Annotated in this window: 23 protein-coding genes; 10 read left to right on the top strand and 13 right to left on the bottom strand. The window is 32.9% G+C overall.

The features are described 5' to 3' along the window. The first annotated feature begins 13 nt into the window (after nucleotides 1-13). Both C8N41_RS06875 and C8N41_RS06870 read left to right on the top strand, forming a co-directional pair. Nucleotides 14-1,420: an MBL fold metallo-hydrolase gene (locus C8N41_RS06875; RefSeq protein WP_115838677.1), complete on the top strand. Its 1,407-nt coding sequence runs from the start codon at nucleotides 14-16 to the stop codon at nucleotides 1,418-1,420. Nucleotides 1,421-1,432: 12 nt separating this feature from the next. Continuing rightward, nucleotides 1,433-1,723 carry a heavy-metal-associated domain-containing protein gene (locus C8N41_RS06870; RefSeq protein WP_115838676.1) on the top strand — a complete coding sequence of 97 codons (291 nt, stop codon included), beginning with the start codon at nucleotides 1,433-1,435 and terminating at the stop codon, nucleotides 1,721-1,723. A gap of 53 nt (nucleotides 1,724-1,776) precedes the next feature. Here the strand turns inward: C8N41_RS06870 and C8N41_RS06865 are convergent, their stop codons facing one another. After that, nucleotides 1,777-2,049, bottom strand: coding sequence for an ATP-dependent Clp protease adaptor ClpS (locus C8N41_RS06865; protein ID WP_092444475.1), 273 nt, complete (start codon nucleotides 2,047-2,049; stop codon nucleotides 1,777-1,779). Nucleotides 2,050-2,111: 62 nt separating this feature from the next. After that, a complete protein-coding gene (gene prmA, locus C8N41_RS06860; protein WP_115838675.1) occupies nucleotides 2,112-2,945 on the bottom strand; it encodes a 50S ribosomal protein L11 methyltransferase in 834 nt (277 codons plus the stop codon). Between the two features lie 68 nt (nucleotides 2,946-3,013). On the opposite strand from prmA, the gene C8N41_RS06855 reads away from it, so the two are divergent. Then, complete coding sequence (locus tag C8N41_RS06855) at nucleotides 3,014-4,216, top strand: porin (RefSeq protein WP_115838674.1); 1,203 nt, start codon at nucleotides 3,014-3,016, stop codon at nucleotides 4,214-4,216. Between the two features lie 59 nt (nucleotides 4,217-4,275). Here the strand turns inward: C8N41_RS06855 and tpiA are convergent, their stop codons facing one another. The 4 genes from tpiA to C8N41_RS06835 form a co-directional block, all read right to left on the bottom strand. Beyond that, complete coding sequence (tpiA, locus tag C8N41_RS06850; protein ID WP_115838673.1) at nucleotides 4,276-5,025, bottom strand: triose-phosphate isomerase; 750 nt, start codon at nucleotides 5,023-5,025, stop codon at nucleotides 4,276-4,278. Between the two features lie 85 nt (nucleotides 5,026-5,110). Beyond that, nucleotides 5,111-6,184: an ABC transporter permease gene (locus C8N41_RS06845; RefSeq protein ID WP_115838672.1), complete on the bottom strand. Its 1,074-nt coding sequence runs from the start codon at nucleotides 6,182-6,184 to the stop codon at nucleotides 5,111-5,113. A 63-nt stretch (nucleotides 6,185-6,247) separates the two neighbouring features. Further along, the gene (locus C8N41_RS06840) at nucleotides 6,248-7,342 is read right to left on the bottom strand and encodes a BT_3928 family protein (protein WP_092444484.1); all 1,095 of its coding nucleotides are present in this window, start codon (nucleotides 7,340-7,342) and stop codon (nucleotides 6,248-6,250) included. A gap of 105 nt (nucleotides 7,343-7,447) precedes the next feature. Beyond that, nucleotides 7,448-7,990, bottom strand: coding sequence for a DUF1599 domain-containing protein (locus tag C8N41_RS06835; protein WP_092444486.1), 543 nt, complete (start codon nucleotides 7,988-7,990; stop codon nucleotides 7,448-7,450). A gap of 95 nt (nucleotides 7,991-8,085) precedes the next feature. Between C8N41_RS06835 and folP the strand changes: the two genes are divergently transcribed. From folP to C8N41_RS06810, 5 genes are all read left to right on the top strand, one after another. Then, on the top strand, nucleotides 8,086-8,910 hold the full coding sequence (gene folP / locus C8N41_RS06830; RefSeq protein ID WP_115838671.1) for a dihydropteroate synthase: 825 nt from the start codon (nucleotides 8,086-8,088) through the stop codon (nucleotides 8,908-8,910). A 62-nt stretch (nucleotides 8,911-8,972) separates the two neighbouring features. Next, on the top strand, nucleotides 8,973-9,674 hold the full coding sequence (locus C8N41_RS06825; protein ID WP_115838670.1) for a hypothetical protein: 702 nt from the start codon (nucleotides 8,973-8,975) through the stop codon (nucleotides 9,672-9,674). A gap of 198 nt (nucleotides 9,675-9,872) precedes the next feature. Next, nucleotides 9,873-10,655, top strand: coding sequence for a diadenylate cyclase CdaA (gene cdaA, locus C8N41_RS06820; RefSeq protein WP_092444492.1), 783 nt, complete (start codon nucleotides 9,873-9,875; stop codon nucleotides 10,653-10,655). Further along, nucleotides 10,655-11,443, top strand: coding sequence for a DUF3667 domain-containing protein (locus C8N41_RS06815; protein ID WP_115838669.1), 789 nt, complete (start codon nucleotides 10,655-10,657; stop codon nucleotides 11,441-11,443). Before cdaA ends, C8N41_RS06815 begins: the two co-directional genes overlap by 1 nt. A 3-nt stretch (nucleotides 11,444-11,446) precedes the next feature. Beyond that, a complete protein-coding gene (locus tag C8N41_RS06810; RefSeq protein WP_092444496.1) occupies nucleotides 11,447-12,229 on the top strand; it encodes a DUF3667 domain-containing protein in 783 nt (260 codons plus the stop codon). An 8-nt stretch (nucleotides 12,230-12,237) separates the two neighbouring features. Here C8N41_RS06810 and C8N41_RS06805 read toward each other — a convergent pair whose 3' ends face one another. Both C8N41_RS06805 and truA read right to left on the bottom strand, forming a co-directional pair. After that, on the bottom strand, nucleotides 12,238-14,007 hold the full coding sequence (locus C8N41_RS06805) for an ABC transporter ATP-binding protein (RefSeq protein WP_115838668.1): 1,770 nt from the start codon (nucleotides 14,005-14,007) through the stop codon (nucleotides 12,238-12,240). A 36-nt stretch (nucleotides 14,008-14,043) separates the two neighbouring features. After that, nucleotides 14,044-14,793: a tRNA pseudouridine(38-40) synthase TruA gene (truA, locus tag C8N41_RS06800; protein ID WP_115838667.1), complete on the bottom strand. Its 750-nt coding sequence runs from the start codon at nucleotides 14,791-14,793 to the stop codon at nucleotides 14,044-14,046. A gap of 100 nt (nucleotides 14,794-14,893) precedes the next feature. On the opposite strand from truA, the gene C8N41_RS06795 reads away from it, so the two are divergent. Further along, nucleotides 14,894-15,388, top strand: coding sequence for a metallophosphoesterase family protein (locus C8N41_RS06795; protein ID WP_115838666.1), 495 nt, complete (start codon nucleotides 14,894-14,896; stop codon nucleotides 15,386-15,388). Nucleotides 15,389-15,625: 237 nt separating this feature from the next. On the opposite strand, the gene C8N41_RS06790 is transcribed toward C8N41_RS06795, so the two are convergent. Further along, nucleotides 15,626-16,036: a DUF4293 domain-containing protein gene (locus C8N41_RS06790; RefSeq protein WP_115838665.1), complete on the bottom strand. Its 411-nt coding sequence runs from the start codon at nucleotides 16,034-16,036 to the stop codon at nucleotides 15,626-15,628. A 216-nt stretch (nucleotides 16,037-16,252) separates the two neighbouring features. Here C8N41_RS06790 and rho point away from each other — a divergent pair, with 216 nt between their 5' ends. Beyond that, nucleotides 16,253-17,920, top strand: a complete 1,668-nt coding sequence (gene rho / locus C8N41_RS06785; protein WP_092444505.1) for a transcription termination factor Rho — start codon at nucleotides 16,253-16,255, stop codon at nucleotides 17,918-17,920. Nucleotides 17,921-17,996: 76 nt separating this feature from the next. Here rho and C8N41_RS06780 read toward each other — a convergent pair whose 3' ends face one another. From C8N41_RS06780 to C8N41_RS06770, 4 genes are all read right to left on the bottom strand, one after another. Continuing rightward, on the bottom strand, nucleotides 17,997-18,455 hold the full coding sequence (locus C8N41_RS06780; RefSeq protein ID WP_092444507.1) for an RNA methyltransferase: 459 nt from the start codon (nucleotides 18,453-18,455) through the stop codon (nucleotides 17,997-17,999). A 125-nt stretch (nucleotides 18,456-18,580) separates the two neighbouring features. Continuing rightward, nucleotides 18,581-19,597: a helix-turn-helix domain-containing protein gene (locus C8N41_RS06775; RefSeq protein ID WP_115838664.1), complete on the bottom strand. Its 1,017-nt coding sequence runs from the start codon at nucleotides 19,595-19,597 to the stop codon at nucleotides 18,581-18,583. 509 nt (nucleotides 19,598-20,106) lie between these two features. Beyond that, nucleotides 20,107-20,247 carry a DUF5670 family protein gene (locus C8N41_RS17135; protein ID WP_249033247.1) on the bottom strand — a complete coding sequence of 47 codons (141 nt, stop codon included), beginning with the start codon at nucleotides 20,245-20,247 and terminating at the stop codon, nucleotides 20,107-20,109. Nucleotides 20,248-20,431: 184 nt separating this feature from the next. After that, nucleotides 20,432-22,210, bottom strand: a complete 1,779-nt coding sequence (locus tag C8N41_RS06770; protein ID WP_115838663.1) for a CHASE3 domain-containing protein — start codon at nucleotides 22,208-22,210, stop codon at nucleotides 20,432-20,434.

Below are 22,210 nucleotides of genomic sequence, written 5' to 3'. Positions count from 1 at the left end.
AAATAATTTAAGAATGAAAATAGAACAACTCTATACAGGCTGTTTAGCACAAGGCGCATATTATATTGAATCTGAAGGTGAAGTCGCAATAATTGATCCACTAAGAGAAATTCAGCAATACGTTGATAAAGCCAAGGCTAATAATGCCAACATTAAATATATTTTAGAAACTCATTTTCATGCCGACTTTGTTTCTGGCCACGTAGATTTAGCTAAAGAAACGGGTGCAACAATTGTATTTGGCCCAGGTGCAATTACAGAATATGATATTCACACAGCTAATGACGGCGAAGAACTGAACGTTGGAAAGCTAACGATAAAAGTTTTACACACACCAGGACACACCTTAGAGTCCGCAACATATTTATTAAAAGACGAAAACGGAAAAGATCATGCTATTTTTTCTGGTGATACGTTGTTTTTAGGTGACGTAGGGAGACCAGATTTAGCGATTAAATCTGATTTAACGAAAGAAGATTTAGCAGGCCTGTTATTCGATTCGCTTCGAAATAAAATTATGCCACTAGCTGATGATGTTATTGTATATCCTGCTCATGGTGCTGGTTCGGCATGTGGAAAAAATTTAAGCAAAGAAACCGTAGGTATTTTAGGTGAGCAAAAACAAACAAATTACGCGCTACGTGCAGATATGACTAAAGCCGAATTTATAAAAGAAGTTTTAGATGGTATTGCACCACCACCACAATATTTTGCTAAAAATGCCATGATGAACAAAATGGGGTATGACACGTTTGAAACCGTTTTAAAAACAGGAAATGTGCCACTTAACCCAAATGAATTTGAAGCTTTAGCTAACCATGAATCCGCGTTAGTCTTAGATGTCAGAACCCAAGCTGATTTTATAAAAGGACATATTCCAAATTCTATATTTATTGGTTTGAATGGTGGCTTTGCTCCATGGGTTGGTGCTTTAATTAAAGACATTAAACAACCCATTGTTTTGGTGGTTCCTGAAGGTAAATCTGAAGAAGCTGTTACGAGACTCTCTCGTGTGGGTTATGATAATACGCTAGGCTATCTTGAAGGAGGTATAGAGGCCTGGAAAGCTGAAGGAAAAGATATCGAAACTTTAGAATCGGTAACGGTAGATGAATTTGCTAAACGAGCAAAAACAGAGACGCTTAATATTTTGGATGTTAGAAAGGATGGAGAATACGTATCCTCACATATTGTAGATGCGCAACATCTATCGCTAGACCTTATCAATGAAAAAATGAACGAAGTAAGTAAGGATAAAACTTATTATGTGCATTGTGCAGGTGGATACCGCTCTGTAATTGCTGCTTCTATATTAAAAGCGAGAGGTTTTCATAACCTGATAGACGTTGACGGTGGATTTGCAGCCATAAAACATACCGATATTGAGACAACAGATTTTGTTTGTCCTTCAACCTTATAAAATTAAAACACCATGAGAAACACTGTTAAAATACAAAATTTAAAATGTGGAGGTTGTGCTAATACTATTGTAACCCAATTATCCAAGTTAGATGGCATTTCTGAAGTGAGTGTCAATAATGATACGGATGAAGTGTCTTTTACAACTGCATCTGAAACTGACATAACTACTGTAAAAAATAAATTATCACATTTAGGTTATCCTGTTGAAGGGGATGCTAATTCATTACCGAAAAAAGCCAAGTCATTTGTGAGTTGTGCCGTTGGGAGAATGTCCAAAACAGATGATCATTTATCGTCTTAAAATAAATCTATTTAAAACAATAAAAAATCCCACCATAAGTGGGATTTTTTTTATTAAACGATTTCTGCACTAAGTCCTGCCTGTAAAAGCTTAGAGCAACGAGGCTCTAAATCTTCATAAGGCCCAGTCTTCACCGTGCATTTTCCTTTATAATGTACTAACAAAGCACATTGCTCTGCTTGTTCAGGCACATGGTCGCAAGCATAGATAAGAGTATCGATAACATGATCAAACGTATTGACTTCATCATTAAACAATACAATCTCATTTTGTTTTACTTCTTCTTCCTTTAAAAGTAGTTCTTCAGAATATTTTTCTTTCGTCATAGTGGATATCTTTTTAAGCAATTCTTATACGCTTAGTCTCACAGACTCTCTTTTAATTACTACTAATTTATAAATTTTAATGAAACCCACTGCCCTTTTTGGATAGTTTCATCCAATTTTAACATCTGTTTATTACAAGCTTCACTAATCATAGGTATATCTTGTTCATAAAAACCGCTTAAAAATAAGGAACCGTTTGTATTTAAACTTTTAGCATATTGAGGTATATCTGCTAATAATATATTTCTATTAATATTAGCAATTATACTATCGTAAGTTTTACCTTCTAACAACTTTACATCTCCCTCGTACACCGAAATATGATTACAATTATTTCGCTCAACATTTTCTAAACTATTTAAGTAACACCAATTATCAATATCAATTGCATCGAGTTTAGACGCTCCTACTTTTTCGGCTAATATTGCTAGAACACCTGTACCGCAGCCCATATCTAAAACTGTTTTGTTCGTAAAATCGTTTTGTAAAATATGCTGAATCATCATATGTGTTGTTTCATGATGCCCTGTTCCAAAACTCATTTTCGGCTCAATAATAATATCGAACTTTGCGTCTGGTTTTTCATGAAATGGGGCACGTACTGAAACTAAATCATCCACGACAATAGGATTAAAATTTTTCTCCCATTCTTCATTCCAGTTGGTTTGCTCAATCTCTTCAAACGTATATGAAATTTCAAATTCATCTGAACTTAAAATATAAATAGTATCGAGAATACGTTCATGCCATTCTTCTTTTTGAATATAAGCTATAACACCTTCTTCATTTTCAACAAAACTCTCAAATCCCGCATAACCCAATTCAGCAATTAATATCTCAACAGCCGGCTGCAACGGACTTACTTTAAACGTGTAACCTATATATATTTCTGACATCTATTTTTTTTGCAAATTTACTAATCCTTAATTTAGTTACTCTTATTTTTGTGTCAAATTTAAATGACATGAAAAAATATATTGTTGCAGTTGTTTGCGCCATCTTATCACAATTATCTTTCGCTCAAGACACTAACGACATAAAACTTTCTGCTTTACCATATTACAGTTATGGAAAAGGTTTAGGCATAACGTCGCCCGACAGTATTTTTAAACTCAACATTCGTTTTAGAATGCAAAACCGATTTACTTCTTTATACAATGAAAATGAAGAAGATGGTTATGAAGCCATGATTAGACGTTTACGATTACGTTTTGATGGTTATGTCGGTGATCCTAGTATTATTTATGTGATTCAATTATCGTTTTCACCAAACGATGTTGGTGCCATTGAAGATGGTGATAACCTTAATATCATAAGAGATGCAATTGTATTTTACCGACCAGACGAACATTGGAATATTGGCTTTGGACAAACAAAACTCCCTGGAAATAGGCAGCGGATTAATTCTTCTGGCGCTTTACAACTTACGGATCGCTCTATCAACAACTCCCGATTTAATATTGACAGAGATTTTGGGCTACAGGTTTATTATTTAAATGAATTGGAAGACACGTTTTCTTACAATATAAAAACCGCTATTAGTACCGGAGAAGGACGAAATTGGACCAAAGAACCCGATAATGGATTGGCTTTTACAGGTCGTTTAGAACTCTTTCCTTTTGGTGCTTTTGAAAGTAATGGAACACTATTTGAAGGGGATATAAAACGAGAAGAGACACTTAAACTTATGCTATCTGGTGTATACCACATCAATAACAAAGCAAGAAGAACGCGTGGTACTATTGGTGATGACTTATATGAACAACGCGATATACAAGCGTTATTTATAGATGCCATTATGAAATATAACGGTTGGGCTTTTCAAACCGCTTATATGCAGCGCACTGCTGACGATCCTATTACTATAAACCCTGAAGATGCCTTAGAATCTAGATATGTATTTGCTGGCCATGGATTTGATGCTCAATTAAGTTATATTTTTCCAAGTAATTATGAACTTGTGGGTCGTTACTCTTACCAAGAACCACATAAAGATATTGAAGTCTTAACGCCACAAACTAATCAATACAGTCTTGGACTTACAAAATATATTTGGGAACACTCCTTAAAACTACAAGCAGAAATTACTAACACCGAACTCAATTATGTAGATGCTAATACGGTTAACAATTGGTATCTGAGATTTCAAGTTGAAATAGGTATTTAAGCAAAAAAAAAGCTAACGGTTAAGTTAGCTTTTTTTATATTGAACAACTAATGTTTTACTTAGAAAGCATTAACTATAGCATAAAAATCTTCTGCTTTAAGCGCTGCTCCTCCAATTAGTCCACCATCAACATCTGGCTTTCCAAAAATTTCTTTAGCGTTATTTGGTTTTACACTTCCACCGTATAAAATTGATACAGATTCTGCGACATCATTACCATATTTATCCGCTAAAGTTTTTCTAATAAAGGCATGCATATCTTGTGCTTGCTCAGGACTAGCAGTTTCACCTGTTCCGATAGCCCAAACAGGCTCATAAGCTAAAACGATATTTTTGAAAGCATCAGCCTCTAAATGAAATAATGCATTTTTAATCTGACTTTCAACAATACCTTCATGGTTTCCTGACTTTCTATCTGCTAATTCTTCTCCAAAACAAAAAATAATACGCATATCATTAGCCAAAGCAGCATCAACCTTTTTAGCCAAAGATTCGTCTGTTTCATTAAAATACGCACGACGTTCGCTATGACCTAAAATTACGGTTTCAATACCAATACTTTTTAACATACTTGCACTGATTTCTCCGGTATAAGCTCCGTTTTCAGCAAAGTGCATATTTTGAGCAATAACCTCAATAGACTCTTGTCTTAACGATTCAAACGCTTGCCATAAATTGGTAAACGTAGGTGCGATCATAACCTCAGCATCCGATGTTTTGTTTTGCTTTAATAGTTCTGTTATTAAAAGTTCCGTTTGAGGTAAATCGTTATTCATTTTCCAGTTTCCGGCTACGATATGTTTTCTCATAATATAAGTATATTGATTTTTTAATTTTAGTACACAAAAATAACACAATAAAGGTAAAGGTAAATTGACAATTATCAGTATTTCATTACGATAACTTCACCCTAGGATCTAACCATGCATAAATGACATCTACAAAAATATTTATTATAATAAATATCATGGCGATGACCAAAACAGCTCCCATTATTACAGGCAAGTCTAAGGTGTTTAGTGCATTTACAATTTCTTTACCTAAACCATTCCATCCAAAAATATATTCTACAAAAACGGCACCAGCAAGCATAGACGCAAACCAACCAGAAATTGCAGTAACTACTGGGTTTAAAGCATTTTTAACAGCATGATTCTTAATAACCTGAAACTCACTTAAGCCCTTTGCTCTAGCGGTCCGTATATAATCTTGATTTAACACTTCTAACAACGAATTACGCATTAGTTGAATCACAACCGCTAATGGTCTAATTCCTAAAACGATTGCTGGAAGAATAAGATTTTTCCATTGTATTTGCATGTTTTCTCCAAAATCATCGAGTGCATATAAACTACCTGTCATTTCTAAATTGGTGTATTTGTGTAACACAAACCCAAATAACCAAGCAAATAGAATAGCACTAAAAAACGATGGTACACTCATGCCAAACGTACTTAAAACCTGAATTGTTTTATCGATCCAAGTATCCTTATATAAAGCTGAAATAATACCAAAAACGACTCCGAGTAGTATAGCAATTATAATTGCAGAGATTGCCAAAACAAAGGTATTTGGAAGCGTTTCTCCTATAACCTGAGACACTTTTTTACCTTGCTTTGCAAAAGACTCTCGTAAATAAGGCATTTTAATTACAGTCGATGTATTTCCTACACTAAACAGCGTTGTTGCGGTATATTTCTTAGGTGCTAAATAGGTATAATTTGTTGGTGTTTTAGAATGGAATGAAATCGGAGATAAATCGTTAAGATAATAAAGAAACTGTGTACTGATGGGTTTATCAAATCCGTATTTTTTCTTTACAGCCAAAACTTGTACTTCGGATTGGTTTTGCCCCAACATCATTTTAGCCGGATCACCGAGCTTATTAAACAAAAAGAAAATAACCGTTATAACACCAAACAAGGTGACAAATGCATAGAAGACTTTATGAAGTAAATATCTTACCAAAAACTGTTAGTTGTTATGATTTATCGAGTAACAATAAGCCACGGTAGGCTTAGCGTTACTATATTACAATGTTATATCTTCAAGGTCATTCCAATGGGCTTTTTGTGTCACTGTACCTTTATTTAACACAATAACTCCTGGATTGGCTCTAACAATAGTTTTTACCACTTTTTCGTCGCATAAATAAATATCAAAATTTAAATTGTAATCAGATTTTATCTGTGCTTTATCCTCTGGACCCGAAGACGATAAACCTATTACAGTATAACCGTTTTTTATGGCTTCATCAGAAAATGATTTAAGCTTACGCATGCCTTCAGCTTCCCCTTTCATTACATTGTACATTGTTATCATTATCAGTTTCTCCTTTTCCATAAAATAGGTGGTAAGATCTTCTTCATCCGATTCTATAGAAAAATCTTGAATAGCAGGAACATAACCTTCATCAATGGTTTTAGTTTCTACTCCAACATAGTCTCCATCTACACTTGGGTAACTTCCGTTGGTAACAAATTCTTCTTCTTCTCCATTAACATTAAATGTCCATGTATATTCTAAAATAGGTTTTTGAGCATCTTCAGGAACAGCCATTTCTTCAGGTAAGTTTTTACCAATTGCATAAGCTCTAAAATCTATTGATGGCAAGTGCATTAATACATGATAGCCAAACCAAAGTGACGAGATAAAGGCAACTAGTGCAATAACCGTTGTTGGTAATTTAGAAAAAATAGGTTTTATATGTTTTACACCAGCAAACAAGATAAGTATCAATACTAGTAAGACAATATCTTTTGTAAAACTTTCCCATGGTGTTAATTTTAAAGCGTCACCAAAACAACCACAATCTTTAACCTTATCGAAATACGCCGAGTAGAAAGTTAAAAATGAGAAAAACACTATCATCAATAACAAACTCCAAACCGTGAATTTTGGTTTATAACCAATTAATAAAAACACACCTAACACCACTTCAAATACCACCACAATAACAGAAATCCCTAAGGCATATGGAATTAAAAATTCGAGATTTAAGACATCTGCGCCAAAATACTCTTCCAACTTATATGAAAACCCTAAAGGATCATTAAGTTTTATAAATCCTGAAATGATAAATAATATTCCTGTAAAAATTCTACTAAGTTGTACGATGTATTTCATGTTTTTACTGTCGTTCCTGCGAAAGCAAGATTCTATTTTAAGTTTGTTTTTCTATTTATCTAAATATCCCGTCGATTACGCTGAGCGGATTATATTTATCACAACTCAATCTGCTTCATTTAGATGAATCATAGCAAAAATTGCATAATTAATCATATCCTGATAATTGGCATCTATACCTTCACTTACAATGGTTTTTCCAGCGTTGTCTTCAATCTGCTTTACACGTAATAATTTTTGTAAGATTAAATCGGTTAGAGAACTTACGCGCATATCTCTCCAAGCCTCACCATAATCATGATTTTTATCGAGCATTAATTGTTTTGTTACCGCAATTTTATCATCATACAATTCACTCGCTTCGTCAGTGTTTAAATCGGGTTGATCTACAACACCTTTTTCTAACTGAATTAAAGCCATAATGCAATAATTTATAATCCCTATAAATTCACTAACTTCTCCTTCATCTACTTTTCTAACCGAATTTTGTTGTAGCCCTCTAATACGCTGAGCTTTAATAAAAATTTGATCTGTTAAAGATGGCAATCTTAAAATGCGCCAAGCACTGCCATAATCACTCATTTTATTTACAAAAAGCGCTCTACATTTAGCGACAACAGCATCGTATTGTTTTGAAGTATCTTGCATCTATTATGTTATAATTTCCGTAAATTTCGCATAAATAAATTAGAAGTTCAAAGTTTGACGTTTAAAGTTTTCTTAACGCCTTTTTTAGAGTAAATATGAATATAAATTGCAAAGGACATTTAATCAATTTATCCACACCAAAAGTGATGGGAATACTGAATGTTACACCAGATTCATTTTTTGATGGTGGCCAATATAAAAATGAATCTGAGATACTAACAAAAGTTGAAACGATGCTAAACCAAGGAGCTACTTTTATTGATATTGGTGGCTACAGCTCCCGACCAAATGCTGACGAGGTTAGTGAACAAGAAGAATTACAACGTGTGGTACCCATAGTAAAATTAATCTTAAAACATTTTCCTAAAGCATTAATTTCAATTGATACATTTAGAAGCCATGTTGCTGCACAAAGCATTGAGGCAGGTGCTGCACTTATTAACGACATATCGGCTGGGAAACTAGATACAAACATGCTACCTACTGTTGGCAAATTGGGTGTACCTTATATTATGATGCATATGAAAGGAAACCCTAAAACCATGCAGCAGCTCACGGATTACCAGGATTTAACAAAAGAAATCATCGCTTATTTTGCTGAGCGTATTGCTGCGGCTTACCAAGAAAAAATTAATGATATTATTATTGATCCAGGTTTTGGATTTGCAAAAACCGTTGAACAGAATTTTGAATTACTCAATCAACTCGAATTACTTCAACTTACCGACCAACCTATTTTAGCTGGAGTATCTCGAAAATCCATGATATACAAAACCTTAAACTTAACCTCTAAAGATGCCCTCAACGGTACAACCGCATTACATATGGTTGCCTTACAAAAAGGTGCCAAAATTTTACGGGTACACGACGTTAAAGAAGCCGTGGAATGTGTAACGCTTTATAATCAGCTACAGAGTTAGTCTAAGACCTTGCAGGCCTGTCTTATAAAATAAAGAAACAGAATATTAAATTACAACAAAGAATGCGCTATATCTATTTACTAATTATTCTATCCCTATTTAGTTGCAACAACGAACGCACTATACTGCTTCCTGAAATTGAAAATGCTGACATCACAGAAGTCTTAGACGTCTCACCTGCCTATATTTTTTATGATGAATCACAACCCGACTCAACATTGCTTAACCGTAAAAACCTCATCATTACCACCAATTGGTTAGTGAATGTCGATAAACGATTAACATTACAGCAAGCCATTCCACATATTAAATTCTTACAAGACAAAAAGCGCAATGCAGAAATGCATAAAAATGAAGATGCTAAAAATTATTTTACATGTCATGACACCAGTATTGGGAATTTGGGTTTTTTGGAGTTTACGGATGTGGTATTTAAAGAAAAATTCAAAATTGATACAGTATATCATAAATACAATATGCCAACCGAAGAAAACTTAAAAAGAATTGGAGGATTTCATGCTAGTTCAACAATTCCATTAATCTTCAAAGACGGTAATCACTTTAAAATAGGTGAACAAAACTTAATTATCGATGAGCTAAAAAATGAGCTTGATAAGTTGACGGAAATAAATTTTATTGGAATTCATTTACAGCTCTATTTCAATAAAAATTTATCTTTTCAAGACTATATATCGATTAAAAGAAAAGTAAATTCTTTAACATCAGATTTAATTTCGATGGATTTTAACGAATTCATTTACTAAGACTTTAAACATTTTGCTAAGACACCCCTAAAGTCCCCTCAAGGGGACAATAGACAAATTAAACTTTCTTGGATTGTTCCCCTGAGTGGACTTTAGGGGTGTAGGAAATTTTAATAACCAAACAAAACCGCTCTAACAATTACATTTTTTTCTTCACTACTAAACATAAATTCTTAAATTAGCAGAAACACCAGCCTTTTGGAAAACTTACAACTTTGGGATTTTAGATTTATAGACTTTGTAGATGTCTTCCTCGTAGCCATCTTACTCTATTACATCTACAAACTTGTAAAGGGCACAGTTGCCATCAATATTTTTATCGGTATTCTTATCATTTATTTTGCTTGGCGACTTACGGATTACCTCAATATGCATATGCTTTACAGCATTTTTGATGGTTTTATGAAAGTTGGAATTATTGCTTTAATTGTAGTATTTCAACCTGAAATTAGAAAGTTCCTTTTAATGGTAGGATCTACTAATATTGGAGGTAAACGAAATCTTTTTAAAAACTTTAAGTTTCTTAAAAACGATGATCAAACCACAACAGATGTCGATGCTATTATTAACGCTTGTAATAAAATGGGAGCTTCTAATACAGGCGCATTGATTGTCATTGAACGTAACAACAACTTAGACTTCTTAACCAATACAGGAGACGAAATGAATATTTTAGTGTCTCAACCCATAATTGAAAGTATCTTTTTTAAAAATAGCCCATTACACGATGGAGCTATTATTATTGACAATAATGTTGTAAAAGCGACACGTGTTATTCTTCCTGTTAATAACGAAAAAAATATTCCTGAGCGTTTTGGGCTACGTCATAGAGCTGCTATTGGCATCACTGAAAAAACGGACGCGGTTGCACTTTGTGTAAGTGAAGAAACGGGTCAAATCTCTTATATTAAAAATGGAGAATTTGAAATGTTTAAAAACACCGATGAACTCACGCAAAAAATTAAAGAAGATTTAGGTTAGTGAATTGCAAAAACTGCCATAACACACTAAGAGATACCCAAAAATTCTGTGATGAATGTGGAGCTAAAGTCATCTATAACCGGTTAAAACCTAAGATAATTGCACAACAGATTAATGAACAGTTTATTTCTATAGATAATAAATTTTTGCTCACATTTATAGATTTATTTAAAATACCCGAAACCGTTATTGTTGGGTATATCGACGGCACACGAAAAAAATATATCGATGTCCTTCAGTATTTTGCCATTGCCTTAACATTAGCAGGTATTCAAGTGTTTTTAATCAACACATTTTTTAAAGATGCCTTAAATTTTAATGCCGATTTTGTACATGGTCTGGGAAACCTACCAGAAAATCAACGTCATCCAATGGCTGATTTTAATTCAGATTTTTTCACCAAATACCAAGGATTAATCTACATTTTAGGAGTTCCAGTTTCGGCATTAGCAACTTGGTTGGTTTATTTTATGTTTGGAAATAAGCGCTTTAATTTTACGGAACACCTCGTAATTAACCTATATTATTCAGCTCAAATTATCATATTAACAGCTTTCTTTAGTATTCTATTCTTAGTCACTGGTATAAACTACCTCATTGTATCTACTATTCTTGGCTTACCAACATTTATATATTTAGCTTACGTACTAAAGAAAATATTTAAGGAAGATTTCTGGAATACATTTGCCAAATTTTTGGTTGTAATGTTTTTATATTTTATCATTTATTTTGTGATAATTATAGTCGTATTTGCCGTCTTATTTATTAGTGGTTATTTAAATATTTAATTAGTGAATTGTAAAAACTGCCATACGGATTTATCTGAAAAAGATAGTTATTGCAACCGATGTGGTGGGAAAGTGATTAGAAACCGTTTGTCTGCCAAAAACTTATTTGAGTATATCAGTGAAACATTTTTGAATTATGACAACGCCCTTGTATTGACTTTTATTCATCTCGTGTCTAAGCCAGATGTCGTTATCTCTAGCTTTATTTTGGGTGTAAGAAAGAAATACATTAACCCAATAAGCTTTTTTGGACTTTCCTTAACATTCTCAGGCATTTCATTATTTATCATTAAGAAATTTTATCTAGAATATTTAGATTTCTCCAATTTATTGAACGGAATAAAAGGTTCGCAAGAAATAATGAGCTCAACATCGCGTTCCATTTTAGAATACAATTCTTTATTTTACTTTTTATTAATTCCGTTTTTTGCTTTAATTTCTTGGGTTGTATTCTTGGATAAAAAGTACAACTTTACCGAACATGTAGTTATCTACTTTTACTCAATGTCACTATTAAGTATTATATCTGTTTTTGTGGCTCAACTGATATTATTAGTAGTTCCGCAACACTACTTTATGTTTTCAATGTTCATTTATCCAGTAATGTTTATCTATCACTGTTTTATTTTAAAAAGGATATTTAAGCTAACAACCGGTAACCTTATGCTTCGATCGCTTATCTTTTTTGGATTATTCTTTGTATTATATGTTGTAATTTCAATATTAGTATTTGCACTAATGCTAGCAACAGGAATTGTAAATCTAGAAGATTTTAAGCCGCAATAAGATTACCTCTAAGCGACTTCCTCCTTTAAAAATTGAACCTCATAAAGGTTTTTATAATAGCCTCTTTCTTTTTCTAATAGAGTTTGATGCGTTCCAATTTCAACAATTTCTCCATTATCCATTACAATAATTTTATCTGCTTGCTGAATGGTTGCTAGTCGGTGTGCAATAACAATCGAAGTTCTACCTTTAGTAATTTTATCTGTAGCATCCTGTATCAGTTGTTCGGAATGTGAATCTACGGAAGAGGTCGCTTCATCTAATATTAAAATACTAGGGTTAGTGACATAAGCTCTTAAAAATGATATTAACTGACGCTGCCCAGAAGACAACATTACTCCGCGTTCTTTAACGTTGTAATGATACCCATTTGGAAGACTCGAAATAAAATCATGAATTCCGATAGCCTTCGCAGCTTTTATTACATCAGATTCTGTGATATTAGCATTATTTAAAGTGATATTATTAAGAATGGTATCAGCGAATAAAAACACATCTTGAAGCACAATAGCAATCTGACTTCTAAGCGAACTTAGCGTCATATCCTTAATATCGGTATCATCAATTTTAATCGTACCAGAATTAATATCGTAAAATCTATTTAATAAATTGATTATAGTAGATTTTCCGGCGCCAGTTGCGCCCACAATAGCAACAGTCTCGCCTGCTTTTACGTTAAATGAAATACCTTTTAAAACCTCTTCATCGCTGATATATGAAAATCGTACATTATTAAATGCAATAGATCCTTTAAAATGATTGGCTTCAATAGTTCCCAAATCATCAATATTAGAGGAGGTATCTAAGACCTTAAACACACGATCTGCAGCCACCATTCCCATTTGAAGTGTATTGAATTTATTTGCGATTTGATTGAGAGGTCTAAATAACATAGGAATAAACATAGTAAAGGAAATTAACTCACCTAAAGTGGTATCTCCTGTGCCAGATACAGCATTAAACCCTCCAACTAAAATAACCATAGCCAAGGTTAGTGATGCTAAAAATTCTGCAATAGGAAAGAAAATAGAATTGTACCAAACTGTTTTTAACCACCCTTTTTTATGACGCTCGTTAATGGTTTTAAATTTCTTAAACTCTGTATCCTCACGTGTAAATAACTGTAAGATTTTCATCCCAGTAACCCGCTCTTGAACAAATGAATTGAGATTAGATACCTCTGTACGTACATCTTCAAAAGCGCGTTTCATATATTTTTGAAAAATATTAGTCGCAAATAAAACTATCGGTAGTGTTAAGAATACAATTAAACTCAGTTTTAAATTAATAAAAGACATAAACGTGGCCACGACCAGCATCTTTAAAACATCACTAAAAATCATAAAAAGCCCTTGACCAAATATATCTGCAATACGCTCCATATCTGTGACAGCCCTTGTAATAAGCACACCTACAGAAGACTTATCAAAATACGTCATTTTAAACTTAAGCATATGTTTAAATAATTTTACACGTATATCTCTCACTACAGATTGCCCTAACCAGCTAGCATAATAAATGAATAATAATTGTGATACCACTTCCAAAATCAATAATCCTAGCATTATAACCATATAGATTACAAAACCATTATATTCTTTGTTAGCAATCTTAACATCTATAGCTTCCTTTAGCACATAAGGTCTAAATGCGCCAAATAACGCTAAGCCAATAACACAGATTAAGGACACAATGAAAATTGCACGATAAGGTTTTACGTACTGAAGTAATCGTGTAAATAACGATGTATCAAATATTTTTTTTTGTTTTTTGGTCATAACTATTCTCCAATGGTATTGAAAACGACTTTCAATTTAACTATGTACTCTAATCGTTTCAGGATATACAATTTTCACTAAATACAATCCATGTGCAGGCACAGAAAACCCAGCTTCACTTCTGTTCTTTGATGCAATTATAGCATGTAATGTTTCGGGTTTCATTTTTCCTAAACCGACATTAAGCATTGTACCCACAATGGCCCTAACCATATTTCTTAAAAACCGATCTGCGGTAATAGTAAATATAAGTTGCTCGTTTTGCTTTGTCCAATATGCTTCTTTAATATCACAATTATACGTCTTTACATCTGTATTACTCTTAGAAAAACATTGAAAATCTTTATACTTAAATAATATTTTGCAAGCCTCATTCATAGCTTCTACATCAATAGGTAATTGCACCTGATAAGCAAAATCATAATCAAATACATTTTTTGATGTAGAAATTTTATAATGGTACGTTCGCTCGGTAGCATGAAATCTAGCATGTATATCTGATTGAACTTTAAACACATCTGCCACCGCAATATCTTTTGGCAGAAAAGAATTGAGTTTATACACAATATCTATGGACTTAAAATCACCGTCGTAATCAAAATGCGCAAACATTTGCGACGCATGTACGCCAGCATCTGTTCTACCTGCTCCCATTATAGCGATATCAGTATTTAATAGAGTTGAAAGCGCTTTTTCTAATACTTCTTGTACAGAAATAGCATTGGGCTGATTTTGCCAACCATGATAAGCTTTACCATTATATGAAAGTTCAATAAAAAATCGCAATAGAAATCTTACTTTTGTTAAAGTGCAAAGTTACTGTTTTAGTTGCTAAAGAAATCCTAAAATATAAAGGTCTACTTTAGCTATTTTCCATTACATCTATATGAAAAAAATACTCCTATTATCTGATACTCATAGTTACATCGACGATGCCATTTTAAAGCATGTAAAGCAGGCCGATGAAGTTTGGCATGCTGGTGATATTGGTGACTTAATAGTTACGGATAGCATACAAAAATTAAAACCATTAAAAGCCGTGTATGGCAACATTGATGACGCTAAAGCCCGAGCAGAATTCCCATTGCATCATCGATTTATGTGCGAAAGCGTTGATGTTTGGATAACGCATATTGGTGGTTATCCTCCTAAATACAATATTAAAGTGAAAGAAGCTTTAGTTGCCAATCCGCCAGATATTTTCATCACAGGACATTCTCACATCTTAAAAGTAATGCCAGATAAAAAACTTAACCTTATACATATGAATCCAGGAGCAGCAGGTAAACACGGATTTCATAAGGTAAGAACAATGCTTCGTTTTAAAATTGATGGTAAAAATATTAAGGATTTAGAGGTCATTGAATTTGAAACTCGGTAATTTGTCAATACACTAATTTTAGAGCATTTAACACCATCTACTAATTCTTAAATAATTAATACCATTCCAATAAGTATCAGTAGTGATGTGTTTTAATTTGAAGGAAGGCATTTATGGTCTTCAATAAAAATCTAAAACGATAAAAAAAACGAATCTATTTTTACAAAAAGAAATGATAAAAAAAACCCAGACGGCAGCGTCTGGGTTTTTCACACTAATACTACTAAGATTTTAGGTCTATCGTAATCGATCTACAGATTTTACAAGATCTTCATCCTTTTTAATAGCCTTGTTAGCCAAGACCAAACACACAATAGAAAAAACAGGAAGAAGAACCCCAATACCTTTCTCAGAAACGTTAATTTCTCCAGATAAGTTTAGAGATTGATATACAAAGATTCCTAGTAAAATAAAGTTTAATATTATATTGAGTCGTCCCAAAACAAATTGAGATTTCCTATTATTAAATCTAAATATTGATATCAAAGATAACAAAGCTGAGCCTAAAAACAGACCTAAATATAAATAATTATCTAGGGCATAAATTTTAACACCTTCATTGTTTGTCCACAAATGAAACACAAATATTAAACCCGCCGAAATAACAGCAGCTAAAAATAAATACAAGGTTTGAATGCGTTGAATCATATCTTTTACTCTAAAAGCTATGCAAAATTAGGAGTTTATTTTTAAAAAGATAGAAATTATTTTAAAATAAAATCGTATTATTGCAATAGAAAGAAGTAACGTACTGAGTTGCATCCTTCTAATCTTCCAAATTAATCTCACTTTTTTTCTTTTTATTTCATTTAGAAAACATTGAATTAATAATATCAAAATTATAATACATATACAACATACAGAATGTTTGAAATTTCTCAGTTAAAAGCTAAAAAACTTCCTGAATTACAGGAAATAGCGAAACAACTAAATGTACCTAAATACCGTACACAAAAAAAATTAGACTTGGTATATCAAATTTTAGATTACCAAGCTGCAAATCCAGATGCGGTAGACACTAAGGTAGCAACTGAAACTACATCTTCACCAAAGCAACAGGACACTAAACCTGTTAAAAAACGGGCTAGGATTCAACAAAAACCTAAGGACAATAAAGAGCAAAAACCAGCAGAGTCTACAGATAAACAAGCTGATACTAAAGCCAAGCCTCAGGAGCAGAAGAAAACCAATACTCGCAAACCTCAGGAGCGCAAGACACAAGACACAAAATCTAAAGTAGAAAAACCTACTAACGATAAACCTAACAATAAACCACAAGAACAAAAACGTCCTAATCCGCGTAAAGACGACAATAGACGTCAAAACAAAGACAACAGACAGCAGCGTTCTAAAGATGGCAACAAAAATAACGGTAACAAGGATAGCAGAAATCGCTACCGCGAACCCGATTTTGAATTCGATGCTATTATTGAAAGTGAAGGTGTTTTAGACATTATGCAAGATGGTTATGGATTTTTAAGATCATCGGATTATAATTACTTATCATCACCAGATGATATTTATGTCTCGCAATCGCAAATTAGATTATTTGGATTAAAAGTTGGTGATACCGTTTTAGGAAATGTGCGTCCGCCAAAAGAAGGTGAAAAATATTTCCCTTTAATTAAAGTGAGTAAAATTAATGGACAGAGTCCTAATGTAGTTAGAGACAGAGTGGCTTTTGAACATTTAACACCTTTATTTCCGCAAGAGAAATTTAATATTGCTGAAAAGCAAGCAACAATTTCTACGCGTATTATGGATCTGTTTGCGCCAATAGGGAAAGGACAACGTGGTATGATTGTATCGCAACCAAAAACAGGTAAAACGATGTTACTTAAGGATGTTGCAAATGCTATTGCAGCAAACCATCCTGAAGTGTATCAAATGATCTTGTTAATTGACGAACGTCCTGAAGAAGTTACAGATATGCAACGTAACGTTCGTGGTGAAGTCATTGCATCTACGTTTGATAAAGAAGCACACGAGCACGTAAAAATTGCTAATATCGTTTTAGAAAAAGCAAAGCGGTTGGTAGAATGTGGCCACGATGTTGTAATTCTTTTAGATTCCATTACACGTTTGGCAAGAGCTTATAACTCGGTACAACCCGCTTCTGGTAAGATTCTTTCTGGTGGTGTTGATGCCAATGCACTACACAAACCAAAACGTTTCTTTGGTGCTGCACGTAACATTGAAAATGGTGGTTCTTTAACAATCATTGCTACAGCTTTAACAGAAACAGGTTCTAAAATGGATGAAGTAATCTTTGAAGAATTTAAAGGAACAGGTAACATGGAGCTTCAGTTAGATCGTAAGATTTCTAACCGTCGTATTTTCCCTGCTATCGATTTAACGTCATCAAGTACCAGACGTGATGATATTTTACTAGATGCAACAACCATACAAAGAATGTGGGTAATGCGTAAATATCTAGCAGATATGAATCCGGTTGAAGCTATGGAATTCATCAATGACCGTTTTAAACAAACTAGAAATAATGAAGAATTTTTAATTTCTATGAATGGTTAAACCCTATTAAAATGTATTATAAAAAAAACCTTGAATTAATAATTCAAGGTTTTTTTATGCCTAATTTTTAAAGGAATTATATTCTTGGTTTAGCAATACCTCTATCGTACATTACAATACTTCCTGCTACAGCGACATTGAGACTTAATTGTGATTTAAACTTTATTAAAAAATGGCTTTTTTCAATGGCCAAATTAGACAAACCGTGGTCCTCTGCTCCCAACAAATAGACACATCGTCTCGGATGATTAAAGGTTTCTAAGGGTACAGCATCTTCCGTTAATTCTACTCCCACAAGACGTGCACCTTTTGGCAAGTTATTAAAGAATTCTTCAAACGTATCATAATGAAAATATGGCATTGACTTTACAGCATTATGCGTGTCACAAGCCTGCTTAGCGTATCTGTTACCTATAGTAAAAATAAAACTCGCTCCGAGATTCTGAGCAGATCGCCAAAGCACACCAAGATTTTCTGGGGTTTTCCCATTCTGAATTCCTATACCAAAGAATTCGTTTGTAAAATTGTCATTCATAAATCAAAAATAGGAATTTCATTGCAACCCTTCAGGAAATTTACGCCCCATTACAACGTTAAAGAGGTTGTTAAAATATTAATGAAATATTCTAACAACCTCCTGAAAATAATCTAACATATATATTATGCTGTTGCAGCTAACTTAATGTTTTGTTTATACTCAATTGGTGAGCATTTATATTGTTCCTTAAAAATTTTAGAAAAATAACTTCTGCTTGAGAATCCGAGAGAATACACTATTTCCGAAATATTTAAATCTGTATTCTTAATAAGCTCTTCTGACTTTTTAACGCGTACATATCTAATGTAATTATTTAAAGTCTTACCGTGCATTAACTTAAATCCTTCTTGCACTTTAGCTGGACTAATAGAAATCTTAGCCGCTAGCTCTATAACGCTTAAGTTAGTTTCTGGAAAATTGTTGATATAATCCGACAGTTCCTTTATTTGTTTCAGTTCAAAACCTGTAAGCGAACCTGTTGGGTTTTGAGAGCTCTTAAGATCAAATGAATGTTGTTCAATTTCTCTTGCTAAGATTACATTTACCATACCTTGAATTAATAATGTTCTTACAACACCACTTTGTTTAATGGCTTTCAATTGCTTAATATGATCTGCTATTTTTAAGTTATAAGATCCGATATAACTGTAGTCTTTTTTATTGTTTTGAATAAAAATTTCAGACACCATTTTGTTAATTGGATGTTCTCTAGAACTTGTTTTAGATGTGTTTACTGAAATAATCGTTGCGTTTACATAGATATCTTTATAAAAGCATATGTGATTTTCATTGGTGGTTATATTTGCAGATATCCCAGTTTGAAAGGTTTCAATCGTTTTATAATCATTTGAATTTACAAAGGCATGAGATAGTTTACCTTCCGTACAGTATAAGAAGTTAGCTACAGCACGTTGTGGACTTTTAATATTGAACTTTACATCTTCTTTGAATTTTATATCAAATTCTACAAAAATGGTATCTCTTTCTAATTCAATGCCTCTAATGAATCCTTTTCCTAGTCCATTATCAATATAAAGTTCTCCTTCATTAAGCTGCGTAGTGTAAGATCCTCCAATGGTATTCTTTAATGTATTAAACATTGTTTGAAGATTGTTGGCTTTAATTTCTATAGTTTTCATGATTATTGAATTTTTGGTTAGACAGTATAAATTATATAAGTTCTAATAGGTAAGCTTGTTAAGGCTGTAACGCTATAAGTGGTTAACTTAAATGGTCTTTTTGGCGCTTTCCATAGTATTCAATTTTGAATATCCTATTTCTGAACTCGCAACTTTAAATTTGTTTTTTGGAAAAATTCTTCCAACTCTTGAAAATTGCTTTTGTAAATGTTTAGTTGATATTTTCATGGTATAATTGATTAGGTTAATTTTCTTGATACAAAGTAACGACCTCTTTAGGCTTAGCATGTTATACAATTCCTTTCTTTTGTTACATAATTCCGAAATATTGTTAAACAACCCCTAAAATAGAAGGAGTTAGCTACATACACAGTGCTCATTAATCACTATTAACTAATGGCTATACATATTATAGTTAGAAGCATTAATAAGATGTAGAACTTGAAAATTAAAAAGGTAACTAAGGAAAGGGTATTATAGTCTTCTTTAGAAATAAGAAGCAGCAAGACCTATTTTCTGTTAAGCATTATAAGGAGTATAACTGCTAATACCAACAATAAATGAATAACTGCAGATAAAGCATACACAAAGAATCCTATGGCCCAGAGGATAATTATAAGTACCAAAAAAACATAAAGAAAAGTCTTCATTGTAGGAATTAATTTAATATAAGGGCTTTAACTCAATTTAGAAATTTACTAAAACAGTTTTTAAAAGTTAGAGCAAGAATAACATGCGGAGTAAAAACTGTAACAAATATGTAGAATTAGATATAGAAGATGTTATACAATTACCAGAAATGTTTATATTATTTTAAGTAAGAGTAAAAATTAACTACTTTAAGAATGGCAAATAAATAATAAATGTAGCGCCTTTATTAGGCTCACCTTCAGCGATAATAACACCTTTATGGTTTTCAACAATCTTTTTACAAATGGCCAATCCGATACCTGTACCAGAATACTCTGATTTGCCATGTAACCTATTAAAGAGTAAAAATATTTTTTCGGCATACGGTTGCTCAAAACCAATACCATTGTCTTTAAATGTTATTTTATGATGGTATTTGTATAGTGAATTTTGAATCTGTTTTACATTTCTAGATAGCACTTCTTCATGCGTAATTTCTATTATAGGAGGCACATCTTCTTTACTATACTTTAAAGAGTTGCTTATAATATTGATGAACAATTGCTGAATTTGAAATGAGATTACCTCCATCGTCGGTAAATCATCACATATAATTTTAGCTCTCTTTTCTTCTATACTATCTATGAGCTCTGTCTTGGCATGCTCTAATAGTAGATTCATATTTGTTTTTAAATATTCTTTTTCTGAAGTATTAGTTCTAGAATACTGCAACAAATCTTCAATAAGCATACGCATTCTGGCAGATGCAGACTTCATACGTTGAATATAAATTTGACCACTTTCCGAAATACGATCTTTTTCCTTGGCTTCTAATCGCGACATAAACGTCTGAATTTTTCGCAAAGGCTCTTGTAAATCATGACTTGCCACATAGTTAAACGCAGATAGTTCTTTATTGGTGCGTTCTAACTCTTGGTTGCGCTGTTCAATAATTCGGTAGTTTTCAACTTCATTGGTAGCATCGACAGTAACACCAAATATCTTCTTCTCACCATCGGTTTCATCCATCAACTTTGAGTAGGCCTTTAGGTGTTTTATAGTGCCATCCTTATGCACCACTCTAAAACTTGTGAATGGCAATTCACCTTCCTTCATCATTAGGTTAACACGGTGCCCTAAGTTGGTGAGGTCTTCTTCGTGTACAAATTTATAAAAGTTAATTAAGGTAGGCTCAAAGCTTTGCGGTTCTTCACCCAATAGGCGATACAAGTTATCCGAGAATTCAAATTCATCCTCTTCAATATACCAAACCCAAGTACTAGTATTACTAACAATTTCGGATTGCTTTGTAAGTTTTTCAAAAATTTCTAATTCGGTATTACTCTCCTTTAAAGCTTTTAAATCTGTGGTCATTTTTATATAAGCCAAGAGCAGAATAACTAAGGTTACAATTAATAAACCGTAAAACAACAAAGGCGTGAGGCCTATTTTGCCTTGACTAATTTCTTGGTTTTGAACTAAAAGACGCTGTTCTAAGTCTAACATTTCGGATATATCGGAACGAATAGTATCCATTTGTATTTCACCTTCATGTAATAAATACAATAAATCCTTGGTTAATACTTCACTATCATTAACTCGCGCAAAAGATTTGCTAAAATTTTCAAAACGTTTTTGAATATCACTATTTAAGTCCTTTAGTTTGTCTACCTGTTTACTATTAGGAACAATTAATGTGTCTAACTTTTCAAGGTTATTAGATATTTTTTGCAGACTCTCTTCATATGGAGTAAGAAAAAGCGAATCGTGAGTTAATAAAAAGCCTCTATGCCCTATTTCGGCATCTTTAAGGTTAGAAATAACTAGCTCTAATTCACTTCTCAGCGAGTAATTATCTTTTACAACTTCTGAGGCTTTAGAGAGTTCGCTAATATGCTGATAGGTATATCCTCCTATACATAGAATTACAAAAAGACCTGCGACAAAAGCGGTTCTGAGGTATCTACTAGAAGGTGTTGGCAT

Source organism: Winogradskyella sediminis (genome assembly GCF_003387355.1).
GTDB lineage: Bacteria > Bacteroidota > Bacteroidia > Flavobacteriales > Flavobacteriaceae > Winogradskyella > Winogradskyella sediminis.
Note: the sequence above shows the minus strand (reverse complement) of the source record. Positions and strands in the feature narration are given on the sequence as shown.

What these genes read in the sequence shown, in the direction of transcription:
- C8N41_RS06775 (WP_115838664.1), bottom strand. Translation starts at nt 19,597, where the DNA reads ATGAAAACTATAGAAATTAAAGCCAACAATCTTCAAACAATGTTTAAT.
- C8N41_RS06825 (WP_115838670.1), top strand. Translation starts at nt 8,973, where the DNA reads ATGCGCTATATCTATTTACTAATTATTCTATCCCTATTTAGTTGCAAC.
- folP (WP_115838671.1), top strand. Translation starts at nt 8,086, where the DNA reads ATGAATATAAATTGCAAAGGACATTTAATCAATTTATCCACACCAAAA.
- C8N41_RS06780 (WP_092444507.1), bottom strand. Translation starts at nt 18,455, where the DNA reads ATGAATGACAATTTTACAAACGAATTCTTTGGTATAGGAATTCAGAAT.
- C8N41_RS06840 (WP_092444484.1), bottom strand. Translation starts at nt 7,342, where the DNA reads ATGAAATACATCGTACAACTTAGTAGAATTTTTACAGGAATATTATTT.
- C8N41_RS06875 (WP_115838677.1), top strand. Translation starts at nt 14, where the DNA reads ATGAAAATAGAACAACTCTATACAGGCTGTTTAGCACAAGGCGCATAT.
- prmA (WP_115838675.1), bottom strand. Translation starts at nt 2,945, where the DNA reads ATGTCAGAAATATATATAGGTTACACGTTTAAAGTAAGTCCGTTGCAG.
- C8N41_RS17135 (WP_249033247.1), bottom strand. Translation starts at nt 20,247, where the DNA reads ATGAAGACTTTTCTTTATGTTTTTTTGGTACTTATAATTATCCTCTGG.
- C8N41_RS06870 (WP_115838676.1), top strand. Translation starts at nt 1,433, where the DNA reads ATGAGAAACACTGTTAAAATACAAAATTTAAAATGTGGAGGTTGTGCT.
- C8N41_RS06865 (WP_092444475.1), bottom strand. Translation starts at nt 2,049, where the DNA reads ATGACGAAAGAAAAATATTCTGAAGAACTACTTTTAAAGGAAGAAGAA.
- tpiA (WP_115838673.1), bottom strand. Translation starts at nt 5,025, where the DNA reads ATGAGAAAACATATCGTAGCCGGAAACTGGAAAATGAATAACGATTTA.
- C8N41_RS06790 (WP_115838665.1), bottom strand. Translation starts at nt 16,036, where the DNA reads ATGATTCAACGCATTCAAACCTTGTATTTATTTTTAGCTGCTGTTATT.
- C8N41_RS06855 (WP_115838674.1), top strand. Translation starts at nt 3,014, where the DNA reads ATGAAAAAATATATTGTTGCAGTTGTTTGCGCCATCTTATCACAATTA.
- C8N41_RS06795 (WP_115838666.1), top strand. Translation starts at nt 14,894, where the DNA reads ATGAAAAAAATACTCCTATTATCTGATACTCATAGTTACATCGACGAT.
- C8N41_RS06805 (WP_115838668.1), bottom strand. Translation starts at nt 14,007, where the DNA reads ATGACCAAAAAACAAAAAAAAATATTTGATACATCGTTATTTACACGA.
- C8N41_RS06770 (WP_115838663.1), bottom strand. Translation starts at nt 22,210, where the DNA reads ATGCCAACACCTTCTAGTAGATACCTCAGAACCGCTTTTGTCGCAGGT.
- rho (WP_092444505.1), top strand. Translation starts at nt 16,253, where the DNA reads ATGTTTGAAATTTCTCAGTTAAAAGCTAAAAAACTTCCTGAATTACAG.
- C8N41_RS06835 (WP_092444486.1), bottom strand. Translation starts at nt 7,990, where the DNA reads ATGCAAGATACTTCAAAACAATACGATGCTGTTGTCGCTAAATGTAGA.